This window comes from Anaerolactibacter massiliensis (assembly GCF_900290205.1).
In the GTDB taxonomy this organism is placed as follows: Bacteria; Bacillota_I; Bacilli_A; order Erysipelotrichales; family Erysipelotrichaceae; genus Bulleidia; species Bulleidia intestinalis.
On the sequence record NZ_OLMH01000002.1, the window covers coordinates 1996746 to 2013823 of the forward strand.

Here is a 17078-nt window from a genome sequence, read left to right on the forward strand (position 1 = left end):
CAGTCAGATTTCTGGGGCGCTGAGTTATACTATGATATAGTTTCCCTGGAAAAATGGAGGAGATAGACATGACCGAACAGGCAAGCCCGATTGTTCAGATCCTTGCGGATCCTACTCTGACATACAATCAGCAGCTTATTGCGCTGGCAAGATATGCCGAGAATACAGACCATACCATTCCTTTAAGCAAGGAATACCTCAAAGCAAAAGAAGAACGGATTCTCTGCGACCTCGGAGAAGGCGCAGCCCCATACCGTCCTCGCTACATCTGCCCGGATTATTCGATCCTGATGAACAAAGGATCTGAATTCCTGCAGCTGGATGCTCCGAAGACCCTCGGAGAAGCACTGAACTCTCTGCTGATCATGTATCACTACGTTCCATCCGTCACCACGTTCCCGGTATACCTGGGCGACTGGGACGATCTGCTGGAACCATTCGTTCAGGCAGCTGGCTATGAACAGGCAAAGAAAGAGCTGAAACTGTTCCTTCTGAACATCGACCGTACTCTGAATGACTCTTTCGTTCACGCTAACCTCGGACCGCAGGACTCCATGACCGGAAGAATCGTTCTGGAACTCACCCAGGAAATGCAGCTGGCCGTTCCGAATCTCACAATCAAATACGACCCGGATGTCACTCCCAAAGAATTCGTAAAGCTTGCCGTTGAGTGCATGATGAAGACTGCAAAGCCTTCTTTTGCCAATGATCGCATGTTCCGCAAGGAATGGGGTGACAACTATGCCATCGCTTCCTGCTACAACGGCCTGAAGGTAGGCGGCGGAGGATTCACATTACCGCGTCTGCGCATGTACGAGTGCTCTCTGAAAGCAGAGAATACCGAAGACTTCCTGAACCGCGTACTTCCGTACTATGCAGGACTGATGCTGCAGAACATGGACGACCGCATTGACTTCCTGGTAAACCAGACGAACTTCTTCAAGTCCAATTTCCTTGTGAAGGAAGGCTTTGTCTCCCTGGACAACTTCACCGGCATGTTCGGTGTCGTCGGTCTCGCTGAAGCAGTCAATCACCTGCTCGGCATCACAGATCCGAAGAAAGGCTTCGGCAATAATCCGGAAGCCGATGAACTCGGCATCCGAATCATGGACCGTCTCACGGAAATCGTGAATGGACATGAAACCAAGTATGCAGCAGCCTTCGGGCACCGGTATCGTCTCCATGCCCAGGTCGGCATCGATTCTGATGGCCGCGAAGATTCTCCGGGTGCTCGTATTCCGATCGGCGCAGAACCAGTCATGCCGAAGCAGATCATCGAGAATACGAAGTTCCAGAAATACTTCCCGACTGGTGCAGGCGATATCTTCAAGTTCGAAGAAACCTGGGCAAATACTCCAGATGCCCTCGTGGAAATCGTGGAAGGCAGTATCCGCGGCGGCCTGAGATATTTCTCCGGCTACCTCGAGAACAATGATGTTGTCAGAGTCACCGGCTATCTGGTCAAGAAGAGCGAGCTTGCAAAGCTGGACCGCGGTGAACAGTCCATGAACAACTGCTCTGTATTCGGTCAGGGAGCACGCAATACTGCAGACGCTCTGGATCGCAGGATCGTACATGAAGAGGACTGCACCCGTTAACCGGATCATCGAGTTCTCCAATGTGGACGGCCCGGGAAACCGGACCTCCATTTTTGTTCAGAGCTGTCCGTTCCGCTGTCTTTACTGTCATAATCCGGAAACCATCACCATGTGCATCAGCTGCGGAGAATGCGTCACCACCTGCCCTCCGACTCCGAAAGCACTGTCCATGCAGGACCATAAAGTCGTATGGAACCAGGATGCCTGTGTCATGTGCGACACCTGCATCCATACCTGCAGACATCTCTCTTCTCCGAAGATCACCTGGATGACACCGGATAATGTTGCAGAAAGACTTCAGCTGACCCTCCCGTTCATCGAAGGCATCACGGTATCCGGAGGAGAATGCACTACCTATCCTGAATTCCTGACGGAACTCTTCAAGAAGGTTCACGCCATGAATAAAACCTGTTTCCTGGATTCCAATGGTGCCTGGCTCTATTCTGAGATGCCGGAGCTCATGGAACAGACGGATGCAGTCATGCTTGATGTCAAAGCATGGAATCCGGAATGGCATATGGAACTATGTTCCTACCCCAATGACAACGTCATTGCCAACCTGGCCTGGCTTCAGGAACACCATAAGCTCTATGAAGTCCGGACCGTATGTCTCCCGGAAGAACCGGAGCATAACGAAGATACGGTCCGCAATGTTGCAGAACACCTTGATCCCTCGATTCGCTACAAGCTGATCAAGTACCGCCCCTTCGGAGTCCGTGAAGAAGGCCTGAAACGCCTTGGCCATTCCATCACCAGCGAGGAAGAAATCCAGCGTCTGAAGAAGATTGCAGAAGACGCCGGAGCCCGAAATATCATTGTCGTATAAACAAAGAGCAGAGGGAATGCTGGAAACCCTATACAGTATAGGTTCTTCAGCATTCCCTCTTTTCTTATCGCTTTTCTGTCTGATTCCGGATTCCGAAATACTATTCTTCTTCAATCATTTATACCGGTCCCTTCCAGAACAGCAGGACGATTGCTGCATAACTTAAACCAAATGAGACCGCAACCGCTTCTCTTCCATCATCCTAGAAAGATCAGAAAACCATTGCAGGGATCAGAGAAATCATACCGCCCAGAAACGCAAGTGAATGCGGTGCATTTCTGTTTTTGCGGTATGTTTTTTCACATTCCAGTCAACAGATGGGCATTCACCTTTCCTGCAAGGAGTGATTTTTCCGAACCATGAGGACTTAGATCATGATTCTCGTCCAATCCCCTTTTCTGAATCTGCTCATCAGCAGCAAATATCTGGAAAGCTGATCAGAAAGCACACCGAACCAGATTCCTGCTAAGCCCAGCGGAATGATGCTCGTCAGCAGCCAAGTCACAGCGGTTCGTATAATCGTCACACTGAGCAGAGAAACCCTCAGGCAGTACTTCACATCTCCCGCTCCTCTCAGACACCCTCCATAGATCACCTGGGAGATCTGGAAGATCACTATCACCATGGTGAATCTCGCAATCAGCACTCCCATATCCAGAAGCTCAGGTCCCTGGAAGAACAGCTGGAACAGTTCCTTTCCGAAGAAGAACAGAAGCGCAGCCAGCACAATGGAAATACATAACCCTACTTTCTGACAGATTCCTCCGAAGATCTTTGCTTTCTCCGGCTGTTTCTCACCCAGAGATCTTCCGATCAGAGCTACAGCAGCAACCTGCATGCCATCTCCGAATGAGAACCCCAGACTCAGATAATTCATGCCGACCTGATGCACTGCAAATGCATCTGTGCCAAGTCTTGCTGCAATGACAGCAGTTGCCATGAACCCGACTCTCATCGCAAAATTCTCAATCAGAAGATTGGAAGCCAAGGCCCAGATCGATTTCATGGATGCTCCTGATGGCTTCAGTTTCTCTTTCAGAAGATAAGGAATTGATACATAGCTGTTCTTCCTGAATAAGGAACGAAGAGCCAGAAAAAAGGAAGCGACTGTGCCAAGCACCGTAGCCACTGCAGCTCCGAACAAGCCCCATGCCGGGAACCCGAAGTTGCCTCCGATCAGCAGATAATTAAAACAGATATTGACCAGAGAAGAAACGACGTTCGTCGTCATGGCAATCCTCGTGTTTCCTGCGCCTCTCTGGGCGGCATTGATCACCATCGTCAGCACATTGAAGATCATTCCTCCCTGGATTACCTGGAAATAAGTAATTGCAGGTTCATGAGTATCTGCTGAAGACCCGCATAGACGGATGATGGGATCTGCTGCTGCCACTGAAACCACAGACAGTGCAATTGCCGCAAGAATCGTGAATGCCAAGGCTGTCAGCAGTACCTCATTGGCATTCTTGCGATCCTGCTGTCCCCTTCTTCTAGCTACTAATGCGCTTACCGCAACATTCGTAGAATAGAACACAGCAAGGGTGATGAACTTCGGCTGAATGGTCAGGCCGACTGCCGCAACTGCGTAGGTCCCAAGGGATGAAACCATCATGGTATCTATCATTCCGGCGAGTGCCACAAAAAACGACTCCAGAACCGCCGGCCAGGCAATTCGGATCGTCTCCTGAAGCATTGCCTTCCTGTCGCAATTCATACCATACCGCCTCTCTTTCTCAGATGAAGATCCATTGATGAAACAGTTTTAATATTGCTTTGTATTCTAGCACACTCACTGCATCAGAAGGCAGTGCGATCAGGCAATGCTGAAAGGAAATGGCATCATGACCCTTGCTGAACCAGGGATTGCTCTTCTGGAAGATCCAGAAATCAGATATGCAGTACATTCTGATCCTGAAGCCTTCAGAAGCTGGCCTCTGCTTTTCTGACCCAGCACCATTCCTGCAAGGCAAGGCAAGGCTATGCCGGACTTCTGATCGAGGAAATAATTTTCCAGGTTTCTGAAGAACATCAAAATAGAAGATTTGTGGCATGCAAGAAAGAGACAATTTCTCTCTATTCTTCGTCTGGTGTTCAGAATCAAGGAATCTGTGCCTTTGTATATGAAATACCAGATGGTATCGGATACGTCTCTCCTTCTGGAACATTTCTATGCCGAGATCCCTAAAGTAAGGTAAACTAGTTCCGGGAGAAATATCAGAGACAATGGCAAAACTGTACTTCTATTATGGTGCAATGGGCAGTTCCAAGACCGCCAACGCACTGATGGCCGCATTTAATTATGAAGAGCGTGGTCAGAAAGTGCTGATCGCAAAAAGCGGAGTAGATACCAGAGATGGTGAACGCATCATCCGTTCCAGAATGGGCCTCAGCCGCCCCTGTGTCCTCCTGGAAGATATCTGCAGAATGCCCGAGGAAGAGCTGCATACCTATGATGTCGTGATTGTAGACGAAGCCCAGTTCGCCACCCCGGAACAGATTGATTTCCTAGCTCACATCGTAGACGACCTGAACGTTCCGGTCATGTGCTATGGTCTGCGCGCAGATTTCCAGAACAAGTTGTTCCCGGGCAGTGAAAGACTGCTCACGATCTGCGACGAGATTCATGAAGTAAAAACCATGTGCTGGTGCGGCCGCAAAGCAATCTGCAACGCCCGCTACAACAAGCATGGCATTGTCAGAGAAGGTGCCCAGGTCATGCTTGGCGCCAATGACGAATATATCGCTCTTTGCCGCAAGCATTTCAATGAAGGCAAGCTCTCCGCAGATGATCCAGGAGATCACCCGGCAAAGAAATAGAACGGACCGGGCAGAGGGAAACCCTCTGCCTTTTGTCTGTTCTTGATAGCATATTATCATGCGTTATTGTGCAATTATTTAGATATATATTTATATTTTATTGTGATAATTTCTGATATCATGCAAGCAGAGGAAGGAATTATATCATATGAAATTAGTATATGCTTCCCGTACCGGGAATGTTGAAAAACTTGTAAACAGACTGAATGCTGATCATGTACTGAAGATCACAACCGGAGAAGAAACCGTTGACGAACCGGTTCTCCTGATCACCTATACCGACGGGGTCGGACAGTTGCCTGCGATTGTTGCAGCATTTGTTGAAAAGAATCGTCCGTATGTCAAAGCGGCTGCAGTCTCCGGAAACAAAGAACGTCATCCGGACACCTTCGGATTTGCCGCAAATGTTCTGAAGGATACCTATCAGGTTCCGGTTCTCACAGTCTTCAATAAAGATGGAGACGAAGAAACGGATGCTGTCATCCGCAATGCACTGAATGCATAAAATTCAGTAAGGTTCCGGATATTATTTCCGGAATCTTATTCTTTCCAAAAACGAAGGAAGCACTTTCGCTTCCTTCGTTTTTATTTATCCCTGATTGTCTTCTCCCGAAGCAATCACATCGCTGAGAATCCGATGAAGATGAATCGCCAGATACATCTGTTCCTGGCTGGAAAGCTTCTGGCGGAACTTCTCCTCGACATAGACTCTGATCCGGTCTACGCACATGAATTCTTTCCGGCAAGTCTGCTGCAGCTGTTCATACAGCATGTGATCCGGTTCTTCCGGAAGAAGCGTCCCGGTAACCAGCCTTTCAGCAAACAGCTGCACATGCGTCAGATACCTGGACCATGCTATGGTGTCTTTGCGGTACGTGATCCCGAACGTATACCTGACAATATTCAGAATATCTTCAGTAGTTGCCGCAATTGCCACACGATTGATGCTGTCATGACTCCCGGTTTCTGCATTGATGAAATGCCAGGCAATGTTTCCTGCCTCAGCTGACGGTATCTCGATGCGCTCTTTGTCCTGGTGCAGAGGTCTGATGAAAAAGATTCCGAGAAGCACTGGAACCGGATCCGCGAAATCATGGATAAAACAAAAGAACGTGTCAGCTGACACGTTCTTCTGTTTCCTGATCACAGGTTTTCCTTGATTTCCTTGTATACTCCCTCGGCATCCAGGCCGTACTTCTTCATCAGTCCTGCTGCCGGTCCGCTTTCTGCATACCGGTCCTTTACTCCGATCCGGTGAATCGGCTTCGGGCACTTCTCGCCAGCCACTTCAGCAATCATGCCTCCCAGTCCGCCGATGATGTTATGCTCTTCTGCTGTGAAGATCCTGTCGTGGCTCTTCAGAATCTCCACGATTCCTGCCTCATCTGCCGGCTTGATCGCACAGACATCAACTACCGTCAGATCAATTCCATCTGCTTTCAGCATCTCGGCTGCGCCTAATGCCGACTGCACCATCACTCCGCAGGCAAACACTGCGACTTTCTCTCCCTTGCGGACTACATTCACCTTGCTGAAATCAAACTTCGTTTCTGCCGGATATACATTCTCCACGGCTGCTCTGCCAAGTCTCACATAGCAAGGAGTCTTCGTCTCTGCAACATGATCGATGACTGCCTTCGTCTCTGCTTCATCGCAAGGCACATAGACTTCCATGCCCGGGATCACTCTCATCAGCGCAATATCTTCAGTTGCCTGATGGGATACGCCGTCTTCTCCGACTGTGATGCCTGCATGCGTTGCACACACTTTGACATTCAGATGCGGATACGCAACACTGTTGCGGATCTGCTCCCACGCTCTCCCTGCTGCGAACATCGCAAACGTCGATGCGAACGGAATATATCCGCTTGCCGCTAGTCCTGCCGCATGCCCGATCATATCTGCTTCGGCAATGCCCATATCAAAGAACCGTTCCGGGCATGCTTTCTTAGCCATCGCTGTCTTCGTCGCTCCGGCCAGATCGGCATCCAGTACCACGATCTTCGGATTTTCCACTACGAGCTTTGCAAGCTCTTCTCCATATGCTTCACGCGTTGCCTTTGCCATCTTATTCTGCCTCCAGATCTTTCAGTGCCTGTGCAAGCTGTTCTGCATTCGGTGCCTTGCCATGCCAGCCTGCCTGGTTCTCCATGTACGATACGCCCTTGCCCTTGATCGTATGCGCAATAATCGCCGTCGGCACTCCCTTCGTCTCTCTGGCAATCTTAAATGCCGCTCTCAGCTCATCGAAGTCATGTCCGTTCACTTCCACCACATGCCATCCGAAGGCCCGGAACTTATCCGTCAGCGGGTTCGGTCCGATGACGTCATCCGTTGAACCATCAATCTGCAGGTTATTCACATCAATCACTGCGCAGAGATTGTCGCTCTTGTAGTGATGGGCTGCCATCGCTGCTTCCCAGATCTCTCCTTCTTCGCTTTCGCCATCTCCGACCAGTGCATACACTCTGTGGCTGTTTCCGCTGAGCTTATTCGCAATGGCCATGCCATCTGCCGCTGCTAATCCCTGTCCTAAGGAACCGGTGCTCATATCAACACCCTTCACATAATTCATGTTCGGATGTCCCTGGAGCTTCGAATCCAGCTTCCGGAAAGTCATCAGCTCTTCCATCGGGATGATGCCCTTCTCAGCAAGGGCTGCATACAGAAGCGGTGAAGTATGTCCCTTGGACAGCACGAACCGATCTCGATCGATCGTTCCTGCATTCTCTGGCGTGATGTCCATTTCTTCAAAATACAGATACGTCACGATATCTGCTGCTCCGAGAGATCCTCCCGGATGTCCGGACTGTGCATTCGCAATTTCCTTCACGATATTCTTCCGGATATTGCGTGCGTGCTGCTTCAGTTCTTCATTGTTCATGCTTATTTCTCAACCTCATAGAATGCGATCTGATTGATCTCGCGGTTGGTGGAAACCAGACGGATTCCTCCCTTGCAGTCAAACGGATAGATATTTGCCGAGCCGACATCATGCATCAGCACATTTGTCTTGTATTCACCATCTTCATAATAGAATTCGATCAGATCTCTGTTTCCCTTGCGATGGCCGATGATCGCTTCTTCTCTGCCGAAGAAATCTCTTGCCCAGATCGAGTGACCCATTTCCGTCAGGAACGGGCACTCCCATACCTTTGCATACTTTCCGGAGTCATCCAGGTGATAAATCGCAATATGATCACCATGGAACGGACAGATCACGATCATCTCCTTCTTCCCGTCTCCATCAAAATCGCAGAGCACCATATCAGAAGTCGGATCTTCCGTCAGCTGCTCGCAGGTCCAGCTTCCATTCTTCTCGCTCGGCGGAACACAGCGGAATACGCCATTCTCCGTTCCGACTAATGCATATTCACCATTCTCATCTTTTTCCGTTGCATAGCCATGGTTCTTGAACAGACCATCCTTCAGCACGGTCCAGGAAATCTCATGGCCATCCTTGTAGTTCTCGATATCTGCCGGCAGGTCAGCAACATAGACCGCACCCGGGAACCTCCAGTCATCCTTGTACTCCATATTGCTTTTGATCGTGCAGGCAATCAGGTAATAGGAACCATTCCGTTCCAGGATCGAGAATCTGTGGCAGAACGGAAGCGTTGCAATGGTCTGTACTTTCCAGCTCCCATTCTCCGGACGGACCAGAACGATATGTGCCTTGTCGCCGTCATTCGGGCTGTAGAACTGGTGCGTAGCCAGGAACCAGCCATCACTGCCCGGGACCTGGATCATGGACATCGTTCCGCCCGGTTCTTCCCAGATGGTTTCTTCCGGATTTCCATCCAGATCAAACAGAATGCATTTATTGACTTTCTCTGCCGCAACCAGGATATGGTCCTTTCCCTGATAATGCAGCGGAGCAATGGAATAGCAGCGGTCAAGCTCATAAGAATTCAAGAGATTCAGTTTCATAAGTATCAGCTCCTCTTCTTCACTTTAATGAAAGAAAGGAACATCACCCGGACAATCAGTCGGGAACGTTCCTTTCTCAGCATGCGGAAAGTATTACTTCAGATTCAGTCCGGTTGCGTTGATCTTCTCCGTCATCTCTTTCTGAGACATGACGTTCTTCAGACCGACAACCTTGACGCCTTTAGCCTCTGCATCCTTGAACATATTCGTGAAGTTCAGCGGGCAGAGAACGATATCATAATTGACCGCGGTATTCTTTCCTTCCGACAGGGAGCAGTGATGCGTCTTCGAGACTTTCCATCCCTCTGCCTTGATTGCCTTGTCCAGCGTCATTGCCATCATCAGAGAAGTACCAGAACCATTTGCACAGCAAGCAAGAATACTAACCATTGTGATTTTTCACTCCTTCCGGATTGCCAGCTCAGGCAATTCCTTTTTCTTTCTTATATTCTTCCCAGTCATCAACTTCCATGAAGTAATGCTCCGGGTCTTTGCGATACTGAATCTGCGGAATCATGATCAGGAAGATCACAACCAGAGCAAGACCGATCCAGCTGAGATACTTCATGACAATCGTGAAGATCGGCCACAGAACTGCCCAGTCCCACATTCCGAGATATCCGCCATACTGAGCAAGGCCAGTCCAGGTAGCGATGAATGCAGAACCGAATACCTGCAGCAGTCCGGAGATGAACGGGAAGATAACCGCAGCCTTCAGGCCGCCCTTGGAATTTGCAAACAGAGCGATGGTCGCATTGTCGAAGAACATCGGGATGAATCCAGCGACGACGATCGTCGGAGAATGCGTCAGAACCAGGATCAGCATAGCAACGATCTCACCAAGAGCACCGAACAGGAAGCCGATCGTGACTGCATTCGGAGAACCGAATGAATAGGAAACAGCGCAGTCAACACCAGGCACTGCACTCGGCAGCAGTTTGTCAGAGATACCCTTGAATGAAGTCGTGAGTTCAGCAACCATGGTGCGTACGCCAAGCTGCAGGATCGCCAGGTTTGCTGCAAACGAGAGCGCCGTGCTCAGCACATAGAAGAAGAAACTGTCCGTTTCCTTCATCAGACCAAGCTCTACGATATAAGCCTTGCCGACGACACAGAGAATAATACCAAAGAAGAACAGCATGATCAGCGCGGTGCATACCATATTATCGTTGAAGATCTGCATCCAGCCAGGGAGTTCGATATCTTCGAGACGTCTGCTCCAGAGCGCGGACTTCTTGCCGGTCTTCTTTTCTTTTTCTGCATCATGCTTTGCCATCTTCTCAGCAAGCTTCGTGCTGAGCGCGACACCGAACATCTGCTGATGAGCCAGAGAGAAGCCGGCACCATCGGTGAGTTCCTGTGTATAGCGTACTAAGAGATTGGAACCAACTGCCCAGTAGAGACCGAGGACAACTGCCATGACAATCAGCGTCACGGTCGGCTGCGAACGAAGAGCAGGAAGTGCAAACAGAATCAGCCAGAATGCAGTAGAAGCCTGCTGAATCTGAACGTTGCCGGTGGTGAATACAGCTCTCAGCTTAGTCCACTTGTTCAGACGGACCAGAACGATGTTTGCGACAAAGGCAATTGCCATCAGCAGCATGACCTGGCCGAATGCCTGGCCGCCGATGACTGCATCTCCTGCATCTGCTGCCGCCTGAACTGCATTCTGTCCATTATAAGGGTCAATGATGATTGCCTGTAATCCGAAGCGTCCGCCCAGTCCATAGAGGATCGGTTTCAGCGTATTGATCATTCCGGAAGAACCGGTAGAAAGAATCATGTAGCCGACGATTGCCTTGATCGTACCGGAGACGGTGTCATACCAGGGCTTTCTCAGCAGCAGGTAGCCGATCAGCACGATCAGACCGACCATGTACTGCGGCTTGGTAAGAATGTTGTTGACGAAAAATGTCCAGATTGCCATAATTTCCCTTTCTCTTCCCCTTTTCAGAGATTGTATTTTTCACCCAAGGCTTCCAGGTCCGCCTCGGAAGTGACCTTGTGAAGATCCTCTACCACCGCATCATCTGTAAGCAGGGCAGCCAGCTGCTGCATTTCTTCCAGATGCTTTTCTGCATTCTCAGAAGCAATGGTGAAGAACAGATCCGCATACTTCTCAGGATCCTGATCATCGAAGCTGACCGGCTTCGCCAGCTTCATGAATGAAATACATGTCTTATGAACCAGTGCACCGCCCTCCGTGGAATGCGGCATCGCAACTCCAGGAATCAGAATGATATAAGGTCCGTACTTCTCGACACAGCGCACAATCTCATCTGCATACTCCGGTTCCACCGTTCCATCGGCAATAATCGGTTCACAAGCCTTATGAATTGCGTCCTTCCAGTCAGACGCAGAATCATAGAACACGCAATGCTTCTCCTGCACAAACTCCTTCAGCATGTCGTTTCCCCTTCTTACAGCACGGAACGGAACGGAACGTTCGGTTCGTAATCGAAGCAGTCCTCGAAGCCGCGGTCATGATGATAAGCAACCCGATCCTTGTCTCTCGGATACATGTATCTGCCGCCCACTTCCCAGCTGAACGGATGGAACTTGTAATCCAGACGGTCTTTTCTCATCCACCAGAGCACATTGATCTCGTTGAGATCAGCCTGGAAATTCGTCCAGACATCCCAGTGAATCGGAATGACAACCTTGCACTTCAGAGCCTCCGCCATACGCAGCACATCGGTAGCCTCCATCTTGTCCTGGATTCCTACGGGGTTGCAGCCATAAGACGCAAACGCAACGTCTACTCCGCCATACTTCTTCTCGATATCCTTGCCATGCTTTGCAAAGTAGATCGAATAATGCGAATCACCGGAATGATAAATATTTCCGCCCGGTGTACGGATCAGGTAGTTGACTGCCTTCTCATCCATATCCATCGGGCACTTTCCCCAGAGGTCTTCACGATCCGGTCCGGTCGAATCCGTCGTCGTGATGCAGGTACGATCGAAGGAATCCAGAACGACAATCTCCAGATCCTTGAACTTGATCACGTCACCCGGTTTCACCGTGATGCAGCGATCTTCCGGAACACCCCAGCCGACCCAGGTCTCAACCGACTTCTTCGGTCCGATGAACGGAACCGGAATCTCTTTTCCGGAATCATCCGTAGTCGTCATGCCGCTCTGCAGAACATGAGCCGCAAACTCTGCGGACATATGATCCTGATGATAATGCGTCGCGAGCACTGCATCAACATGCTTTACCGCAAATGGATCAATCACGAACGGGATGTTGCGGAGATTCGGCTGCATCTTTCTGACGCCAGCCATATTCGCCATCTGGTGACCTACCTTCATCTTACCGTCGCCATGCGTGCGCTTCCCGTTTCCTGCCCAGAGATCAATCGTGATGTTCGTATTGCCCGGGGTCTTGATCCAGATGCCCGTGCATCCGAGCCACCACATGCCTACATTTCCTTCCGGAATCTCGGTTCCCTCAATTTCCTCATTGAGCCAGGTACCCCATTCCGGGAAAGTAGACATGATCCATTTGTCGCGCGTCATTTCCGAAACTTTGCTCATAAACCAATTCTCCTTTTCCTTTTACGTATGTTCAGGGATTGTTTCAGACGTTAACTCTGAATCTTTCCCGTCTGCACCTCTAACATATCCACTTTTATTTACGTATTCAATCGTGTTTAACGATCATTATATGATTTATACGATCATTTATAAAAATGTAAACGCAACCATCTTGAATCTTTGATCGTTAATCGTACATTAATATTGTCTTACGATCGTTTTTACTTATATTTATGCACAAGGAGGATCACTTTATGCCCATTGAATCCCTGTTCCTGGTCCTGATCGGCGTGCTTCTTCTGGCTGCCGGAATCAGCTCCCTGGATTCTGTGCTCCGCTTCCGGAAACCAGACTCTTCTTATGAAGGAACGGTGCTGGCTTCCACGCTCAGAACGCAGATAGACGAGAAAGAACGTCTCATCCAGCGCTACTACAGCCTGGATACCAATTACACAGATGAGAAAGGAGCCCGGAAGACTGCAGGCATCCGCAGCACAGAGCAGTACTACCCAGGCGACCCGATCCGTCTGATGCGTCAGAACAATGTGCTTTATCCCTATATCCGTTCCGGAACCGATACGCTCTCGAGCATCTTCCTGATTCTTTCAGGCGTCATGATGGTCATCACGGAGCTTCTCTACGTGCATGTATCAATGAAAGCAGCTTCGCTCGGACTGGCCGGCGTCTTTGCGTGTCTGGCCGTCTCCTTATTCCGCTCCTGGTACCGGGACAGCAGGCTGCATCTGATTCCGGAAGAAGGAACCATCTCCGAACTGCTCTGCTACCGCGAAGAAAAGCAGGAACGCACGATCTTCCGAACGAACACCTGGTATCCGGTCATCACCTATGAACGGGACGGAAGATCTTATTCCTTCCTGAGCCGCAATGGCGAGAAGTCTTCCACCAGCTTCAAGGTCGGAAAGAAAGTCTCCTTCTTCTTTGATCCGGAAGCCCATTGCGTACTCGAGAAGAAAGCAGGCCCCGGCACCATCGCTGCAGCCGGCGTGATGGCAGCGATTGCTGCATATGGATTGATCGCAACCCTGATCGGCTGAGAAAGGAAAAAGAAATGAACTATTCACTGGCACTCTACGAAAAAGCAATTCCGGCAGGAAAACCATTCGAGGAACTCTTCGACATCACGAAGCGCTGTGGCTTCGATCGCCTTGAAATCAGCATCGATGAGTCCGACTGGCGCCTCGAGCGTCTGGACTGGCCGACGGAGAAAGTCGTCGCGCTTGGCGCAGAAGCACGCAATGCCGGAACTCCGATCACGACCCTCTGCCTCAGCGGCCATCGCAAGTATCCGTTCGGTTCTCACGATCCGGCAGTACGGAAGAAGTCGCTGGAAATCATGTACAAAGCCGTCGACTTCGCCGCTGGCCTCGGCGTGCGCATCATCCAGCTGGCCGGTTATGACGTCTACTACGAAACCGGCGATGAACAGACCCGGGCATGGTTCCTCGAGAACCTGAAGAAAGGTGTTTCCTATGCCGCATCCTGCGGCATCATCCTGGCCTTCGAAACGATGGAAACGCCATTCATGGATACGGTTGAGAAATCTATGGCCTATGTCACCGCAGTGAACAGCCCGTGGCTTGGCGTCTATCCGGACATCGGCAACCTGAAGAATGCCGCCGTTCTCTATCACGGCGATGTCGTCGAAGATCTGAAGAAAGGCGAAGGCCATCTCTTCGCCATGCACCTGAAAGAGACGAAGCCAGGCCTCTACCGCGACATGAACTTCGGCGACCCGAGCGGACATACCGAATACGTTCCATGCATTCAAGAAGCCCTCCGTCAGGGCATCCGGATGTTCACCGGCGAATTCTGGTACCACGACGGACAGGATTACGAAAAGATCATCACCGATTCGGCAGCGTTCCTGCGTGCAAAGATCGAGCAGGCGGCTGCGGAATCCGGAATTGAAGAATAAGAGGAGAGAAGAAAACATGCTTGAAGAACTGAAACAGGAAGTCTGTGCTGCCAATCTGCTGCTGCCCGCGTATCATCTGGTTACATTCACCTGGGGAAATGTATCAGGAATCGATCGGGAAAAAGGCCTGATGGTCATCAAGCCGAGCGGAGTTCCGTATGAAGAGCTGACTCCGGAGAAGATGGTCGTCACGGACCTTGAAGGAAATGTCGTCGAAGGAGATCTGAATCCTTCTTCGGATACGAAGACCCACGTAGAACTTTACAAAGCATTTCCGGAACTCGGCGGCATCGTCCATACTCACAGCCCGAACGCAACCAGCTGGGCGCAGGCCGGCCGCGATATTCCGTGCTATGGAACGACTCATGCCGATTACTTCTACGGACCGATTCCGTGCCTCAGAGTTCTGACTGCTGAAGAAATCGAAGCAGACTATGAACGCAATACCGGTTTATTGATCGTGAATGAATTCCGCCGCATGAACCGCAAGATGCTTGAAGTTCCGGGATGCCTCTGCACGAACCACGGCCCATTCAGCTGGGGAAAGAATCCGAAGGAAGCGGTTCACAACGCAGTCGTCATGGAAGTATGCGCAGAAATGGCAACGAAGACGGAACTCATCAATCCGAAAGTGCAGCCTGCTCCGCAGTGCCTGCAGGACAAGCACTACATGCGCAAGCATGGACCGAATGCCTACTATGGACAGAAAAAACAGTAAGATCCTGTTTCTCGATCTCGACGATACGCTGCTGAATCATAACAAGGAAATCACTGAAGGAAACCGCACCGCAATCCAGGAAGCAGTAAAAGCCGGGCATCGCATCGTGCTCGCTTCCGGAAGACCGCTCTTAGCAGTGCTGCCGATTGCTGCGGAGCTGAAGCTGCAAGGGGAAGGAACGTATGTCCTTGCCTATAACGGTGCTGAGATTTATGACTGCTTCAGAAAGAAAGTGCTGTACCGAAATCCGGTCACGACCGCCACGGCAGCCGAACTGTTTCAGGAAGCACACCGGTACGGCATCCATGTGCAGACCTATAACCATGACGATATCTTCTTAGCAGAAGCAGAAGATGAAGCAACCCTCTATTATGCAAAGCGCATCCGCATTCCTTATCAGATCGTCGAAGACCTTGAGCATCATCTGCCCGAAAATCCGGTCAAGGTGCTGCTGATCGATCTGCATGATCATGAGAAACTCGAGCAGTTCCGCCTGGACCATCAGGAATCTCTTGCCAGCCGCTGCTGCATGTTCTATTCCAATCCGATGTTTCTCGAATGCGTCGCACCGGACTGCTCCAAAGGAGCAGCGATTCATCAGGTAGCAGAATTATTCGATCTCCCGATGGAGAATACAATCGCAGCCGGAGACTCCGAGAATGATCTTTCGATGATCCGGGAAGCCGGCATCGGCTGTGCAATGGCCAACGGAACAAAGACCTGCAAAGAAGCTGCAGACTATGTGACGAAGGCCGATTGCGACCATGACGGCATCGCCGAAATCATTCATAAATTCCTGCTGAATTAAGTCATTTATGCATAAAAATGATGTATGAACCCCGCCTTCGAGCTAATATAATCATATTATGAAAGTAAAATATGAAATCGTTCAGAAGCGCAGAGACGACATCATGCTGCTGATCCAGAAACTTGGTACCGTCTCCGTGGAACAGCTCTCCAAGGAGTTCAGCACCTCAGATGTCACCATCCGCCGCGACCTGCAGTACTGGGAAAGCAAAGGCGCCATTCAGCGCACCCGGGGCGGAGCAAGACTGATCCAGCGCATGGTCAATGTGCCGGACGTGAACTACAACAACGACCGCTACCTGCACGCGATCGCAAAGTATGCTGCCCTGTTTGTAGAAGACGGAGACACCATCTTCATCAACACCAGCTATACAGCTCTGCTGATGATTCACTATATCCGCTACAAGTCCTGCACCGTCATCACCAATAACGCTGCTGCCACGCAGATCCAGCACGATGACCACGTTAAAATCGTCCTCACCGGAGGAGAGCTCAATACTCCGAAGAAGTCGATGGTAGGAGATTTTGCCCTCAGCAACATCCGCAAAGTACTTGCCAACAAGTGCTTCTTAGGATGCTCCGGTATCACCGCAGAAGATGGAATCACGACAGCAATCATGGCAGAGACGACCATCAACGAGATGATGCTGCAGCAGACCACCGGCAAACGCTGCGTCGTCTGCGATCATACCAAAGTCGGTCTGAAGCACAGCTTCATCACCGGCTCGCTTGCCAATGTCGATACCGTCATCACCGATATCGCTGCAGATAAGACAGAAATCTCCAAGATCGAATCCAAGAATGTCGAAGTCGTCTGTCTCGAGCCTCTGCTGGTGGTTCCGCAGGAAGATACGAATATCTTCTGCTGAACAATCACTATTAAAGATGGAGCAGCATCCGCTGCTCC

At 50.3% G+C, this 17078-nt stretch carries 18 protein-coding genes; 9 read left to right on the forward strand and 9 right to left on the reverse strand.

The features are described from left to right. Window positions 1-68 precede the first annotated feature (68 nt). Both C7E00_RS13015 and C7E00_RS13020 read left to right on the forward strand, forming a co-directional pair. Window positions 69-1598: a YjjI family glycine radical enzyme gene (locus C7E00_RS13015; RefSeq protein ID WP_105304666.1), complete on the forward strand. Its 1530-nt coding sequence runs from the start codon at window positions 69-71 to the stop codon at window positions 1596-1598. After that, window positions 1576-2424, forward strand: coding sequence for a YjjW family glycine radical enzyme activase (locus tag C7E00_RS13020; RefSeq protein WP_105304667.1), 849 nt, complete (start codon window positions 1576-1578; stop codon window positions 2422-2424). The genes C7E00_RS13015 and C7E00_RS13020 overlap by 23 nt, the downstream gene beginning before the upstream one ends. Window positions 2425-2791: 367 nt before the next feature. Here C7E00_RS13020 and C7E00_RS13025 read toward each other — a convergent pair whose 3' ends face one another. Then, complete coding sequence (locus C7E00_RS13025) at window positions 2792-4138, reverse strand: MATE family efflux transporter (RefSeq protein ID WP_204378632.1); 1347 nt, start codon at window positions 4136-4138, stop codon at window positions 2792-2794. 509 nt (window positions 4139-4647) lie between these two features. Here C7E00_RS13025 and C7E00_RS13030 point away from each other — a divergent pair. Together C7E00_RS13030 and C7E00_RS13035 are read left to right on the forward strand one after the other, a co-directional pair. Beyond that, on the forward strand, window positions 4648-5241 hold the full coding sequence (locus tag C7E00_RS13030) for a thymidine kinase (protein ID WP_105304669.1): 594 nt from the start codon (window positions 4648-4650) through the stop codon (window positions 5239-5241). Window positions 5242-5389: 148 nt separating this feature from the next. Beyond that, window positions 5390-5746 carry a class Ib ribonucleoside-diphosphate reductase assembly flavoprotein NrdI gene (locus tag C7E00_RS13035; RefSeq protein WP_105304670.1) on the forward strand — a complete coding sequence of 119 codons (357 nt, stop codon included), beginning with the start codon at window positions 5390-5392 and terminating at the stop codon, window positions 5744-5746. Window positions 5747-5830: 84 nt separating this feature from the next. Here C7E00_RS13035 and C7E00_RS13040 read toward each other — a convergent pair whose 3' ends face one another. The 8 genes from C7E00_RS13040 to ulaG all read right to left on the reverse strand — a co-directional run bounded on the left by C7E00_RS13040 (window position 5831) and on the right by ulaG (window position 12710). After that, a complete protein-coding gene (locus C7E00_RS13040) occupies window positions 5831-6388 on the reverse strand; it encodes a PRD domain-containing protein (protein WP_167836605.1) in 558 nt (185 codons plus the stop codon). Beyond that, on the reverse strand, window positions 6385-7308 hold the full coding sequence (locus C7E00_RS13045) for a transketolase family protein (RefSeq protein WP_105304672.1): 924 nt from the start codon (window positions 7306-7308) through the stop codon (window positions 6385-6387). The genes C7E00_RS13040 and C7E00_RS13045 overlap by 4 nt, the downstream gene beginning before the upstream one ends. A gap of 1 nt (window position 7309) precedes the next feature. Then, on the reverse strand, window positions 7310-8125 hold the full coding sequence (locus tag C7E00_RS13050; RefSeq protein ID WP_105304673.1) for a transketolase: 816 nt from the start codon (window positions 8123-8125) through the stop codon (window positions 7310-7312). A 2-nt stretch (window positions 8126-8127) separates the two neighbouring features. Beyond that, window positions 8128-9171, reverse strand: a complete 1044-nt coding sequence (locus tag C7E00_RS13055) for a hypothetical protein (protein WP_105304674.1) — start codon at window positions 9169-9171, stop codon at window positions 8128-8130. A gap of 93 nt (window positions 9172-9264) precedes the next feature. Then, window positions 9265-9561, reverse strand: a complete 297-nt coding sequence (locus tag C7E00_RS13060; RefSeq protein WP_105304675.1) for a PTS sugar transporter subunit IIB — start codon at window positions 9559-9561, stop codon at window positions 9265-9267. A 31-nt stretch (window positions 9562-9592) separates the two neighbouring features. Beyond that, window positions 9593-11098, reverse strand: coding sequence for a PTS ascorbate transporter subunit IIC (locus C7E00_RS13065; RefSeq protein ID WP_105304676.1), 1506 nt, complete (start codon window positions 11096-11098; stop codon window positions 9593-9595). A gap of 23 nt (window positions 11099-11121) precedes the next feature. Beyond that, window positions 11122-11577, reverse strand: a complete 456-nt coding sequence (locus tag C7E00_RS13070) for a PTS sugar transporter subunit IIA (protein ID WP_105304677.1) — start codon at window positions 11575-11577, stop codon at window positions 11122-11124. 14 nt (window positions 11578-11591) lie between these two features. Next, window positions 11592-12710, reverse strand: a complete 1119-nt coding sequence (gene ulaG / locus C7E00_RS13075; protein ID WP_105304678.1) for an L-ascorbate 6-phosphate lactonase — start codon at window positions 12708-12710, stop codon at window positions 11592-11594. A 254-nt stretch (window positions 12711-12964) separates the two neighbouring features. Here ulaG and C7E00_RS13080 point away from each other — a divergent pair, with 254 nt between their 5' ends. The 5 genes from C7E00_RS13080 to C7E00_RS13100 are packed head-to-tail and all read left to right on the forward strand — an operon-like array spanning window position 12965 to window position 17040. Next, window positions 12965-13765, forward strand: a complete 801-nt coding sequence (locus C7E00_RS13080) for a hypothetical protein (protein WP_105304679.1) — start codon at window positions 12965-12967, stop codon at window positions 13763-13765. A 14-nt stretch (window positions 13766-13779) separates the two neighbouring features. Continuing rightward, a complete protein-coding gene (locus C7E00_RS13085) occupies window positions 13780-14646 on the forward strand; it encodes an L-ribulose-5-phosphate 3-epimerase (RefSeq protein ID WP_105304680.1) in 867 nt (288 codons plus the stop codon). Window positions 14647-14662: 16 nt separating this feature from the next. After that, window positions 14663-15364: an L-ribulose-5-phosphate 4-epimerase gene (locus tag C7E00_RS13090; RefSeq protein ID WP_105304681.1), complete on the forward strand. Its 702-nt coding sequence runs from the start codon at window positions 14663-14665 to the stop codon at window positions 15362-15364. Then, entirely contained in the window at window positions 15345-16172 is an 828-nt protein-coding gene (locus tag C7E00_RS13095) for a Cof-type HAD-IIB family hydrolase (RefSeq protein ID WP_167836606.1), read from the forward strand. The genes C7E00_RS13090 and C7E00_RS13095 overlap by 20 nt, the downstream gene beginning before the upstream one ends. 58 nt (window positions 16173-16230) lie before the next feature. After that, on the forward strand, window positions 16231-17040 hold the full coding sequence (locus tag C7E00_RS13100; protein WP_105304683.1) for a DeoR/GlpR family DNA-binding transcription regulator: 810 nt from the start codon (window positions 16231-16233) through the stop codon (window positions 17038-17040). The last annotated feature ends 38 nt before the right edge of the window (window positions 17041-17078 follow it).

Excerpts from the sequence above, each read along its gene's own strand:
- C7E00_RS13080 (WP_105304679.1), top strand. The coding sequence starts at position 12,965 with ATGCCCATTGAATCCCTGTTCCTGGTCCTGATCGGCGTGCTTCTTCTG.
- C7E00_RS13070 (WP_105304677.1), bottom strand. The coding sequence starts at position 11,577 with ATGCTGAAGGAGTTTGTGCAGGAGAAGCATTGCGTGTTCTATGATTCT.
- C7E00_RS13030 (WP_105304669.1), top strand. The coding sequence starts at position 4,648 with ATGGCAAAACTGTACTTCTATTATGGTGCAATGGGCAGTTCCAAGACC.
- C7E00_RS13085 (WP_105304680.1), top strand. The coding sequence starts at position 13,780 with ATGAACTATTCACTGGCACTCTACGAAAAAGCAATTCCGGCAGGAAAA.
- C7E00_RS13095 (WP_167836606.1), top strand. The coding sequence starts at position 15,345 with ATGGACAGAAAAAACAGTAAGATCCTGTTTCTCGATCTCGACGATACG.
- C7E00_RS13025 (WP_204378632.1), bottom strand. The coding sequence starts at position 4,138 with ATGAATTGCGACAGGAAGGCAATGCTTCAGGAGACGATCCGAATTGCC.
- C7E00_RS13015 (WP_105304666.1), top strand. The coding sequence starts at position 69 with ATGACCGAACAGGCAAGCCCGATTGTTCAGATCCTTGCGGATCCTACT.
- C7E00_RS13065 (WP_105304676.1), bottom strand. The coding sequence starts at position 11,098 with ATGGCAATCTGGACATTTTTCGTCAACAACATTCTTACCAAGCCGCAG.
- C7E00_RS13050 (WP_105304673.1), bottom strand. The coding sequence starts at position 8,125 with ATGAACAATGAAGAACTGAAGCAGCACGCACGCAATATCCGGAAGAAT.
- C7E00_RS13020 (WP_105304667.1), top strand. The coding sequence starts at position 1,576 with ATGAAGAGGACTGCACCCGTTAACCGGATCATCGAGTTCTCCAATGTG.
- C7E00_RS13060 (WP_105304675.1), bottom strand. The coding sequence starts at position 9,561 with ATGGTTAGTATTCTTGCTTGCTGTGCAAATGGTTCTGGTACTTCTCTG.
- C7E00_RS13100 (WP_105304683.1), top strand. The coding sequence starts at position 16,231 with ATGAAAGTAAAATATGAAATCGTTCAGAAGCGCAGAGACGACATCATG.
- C7E00_RS13035 (WP_105304670.1), top strand. The coding sequence starts at position 5,390 with ATGAAATTAGTATATGCTTCCCGTACCGGGAATGTTGAAAAACTTGTA.
- ulaG (WP_105304678.1), bottom strand. The coding sequence starts at position 12,710 with ATGAGCAAAGTTTCGGAAATGACGCGCGACAAATGGATCATGTCTACT.
- C7E00_RS13090 (WP_105304681.1), top strand. The coding sequence starts at position 14,663 with ATGCTTGAAGAACTGAAACAGGAAGTCTGTGCTGCCAATCTGCTGCTG.
- C7E00_RS13055 (WP_105304674.1), bottom strand. The coding sequence starts at position 9,171 with ATGAAACTGAATCTCTTGAATTCTTATGAGCTTGACCGCTGCTATTCC.
- C7E00_RS13045 (WP_105304672.1), bottom strand. The coding sequence starts at position 7,308 with ATGGCAAAGGCAACGCGTGAAGCATATGGAGAAGAGCTTGCAAAGCTC.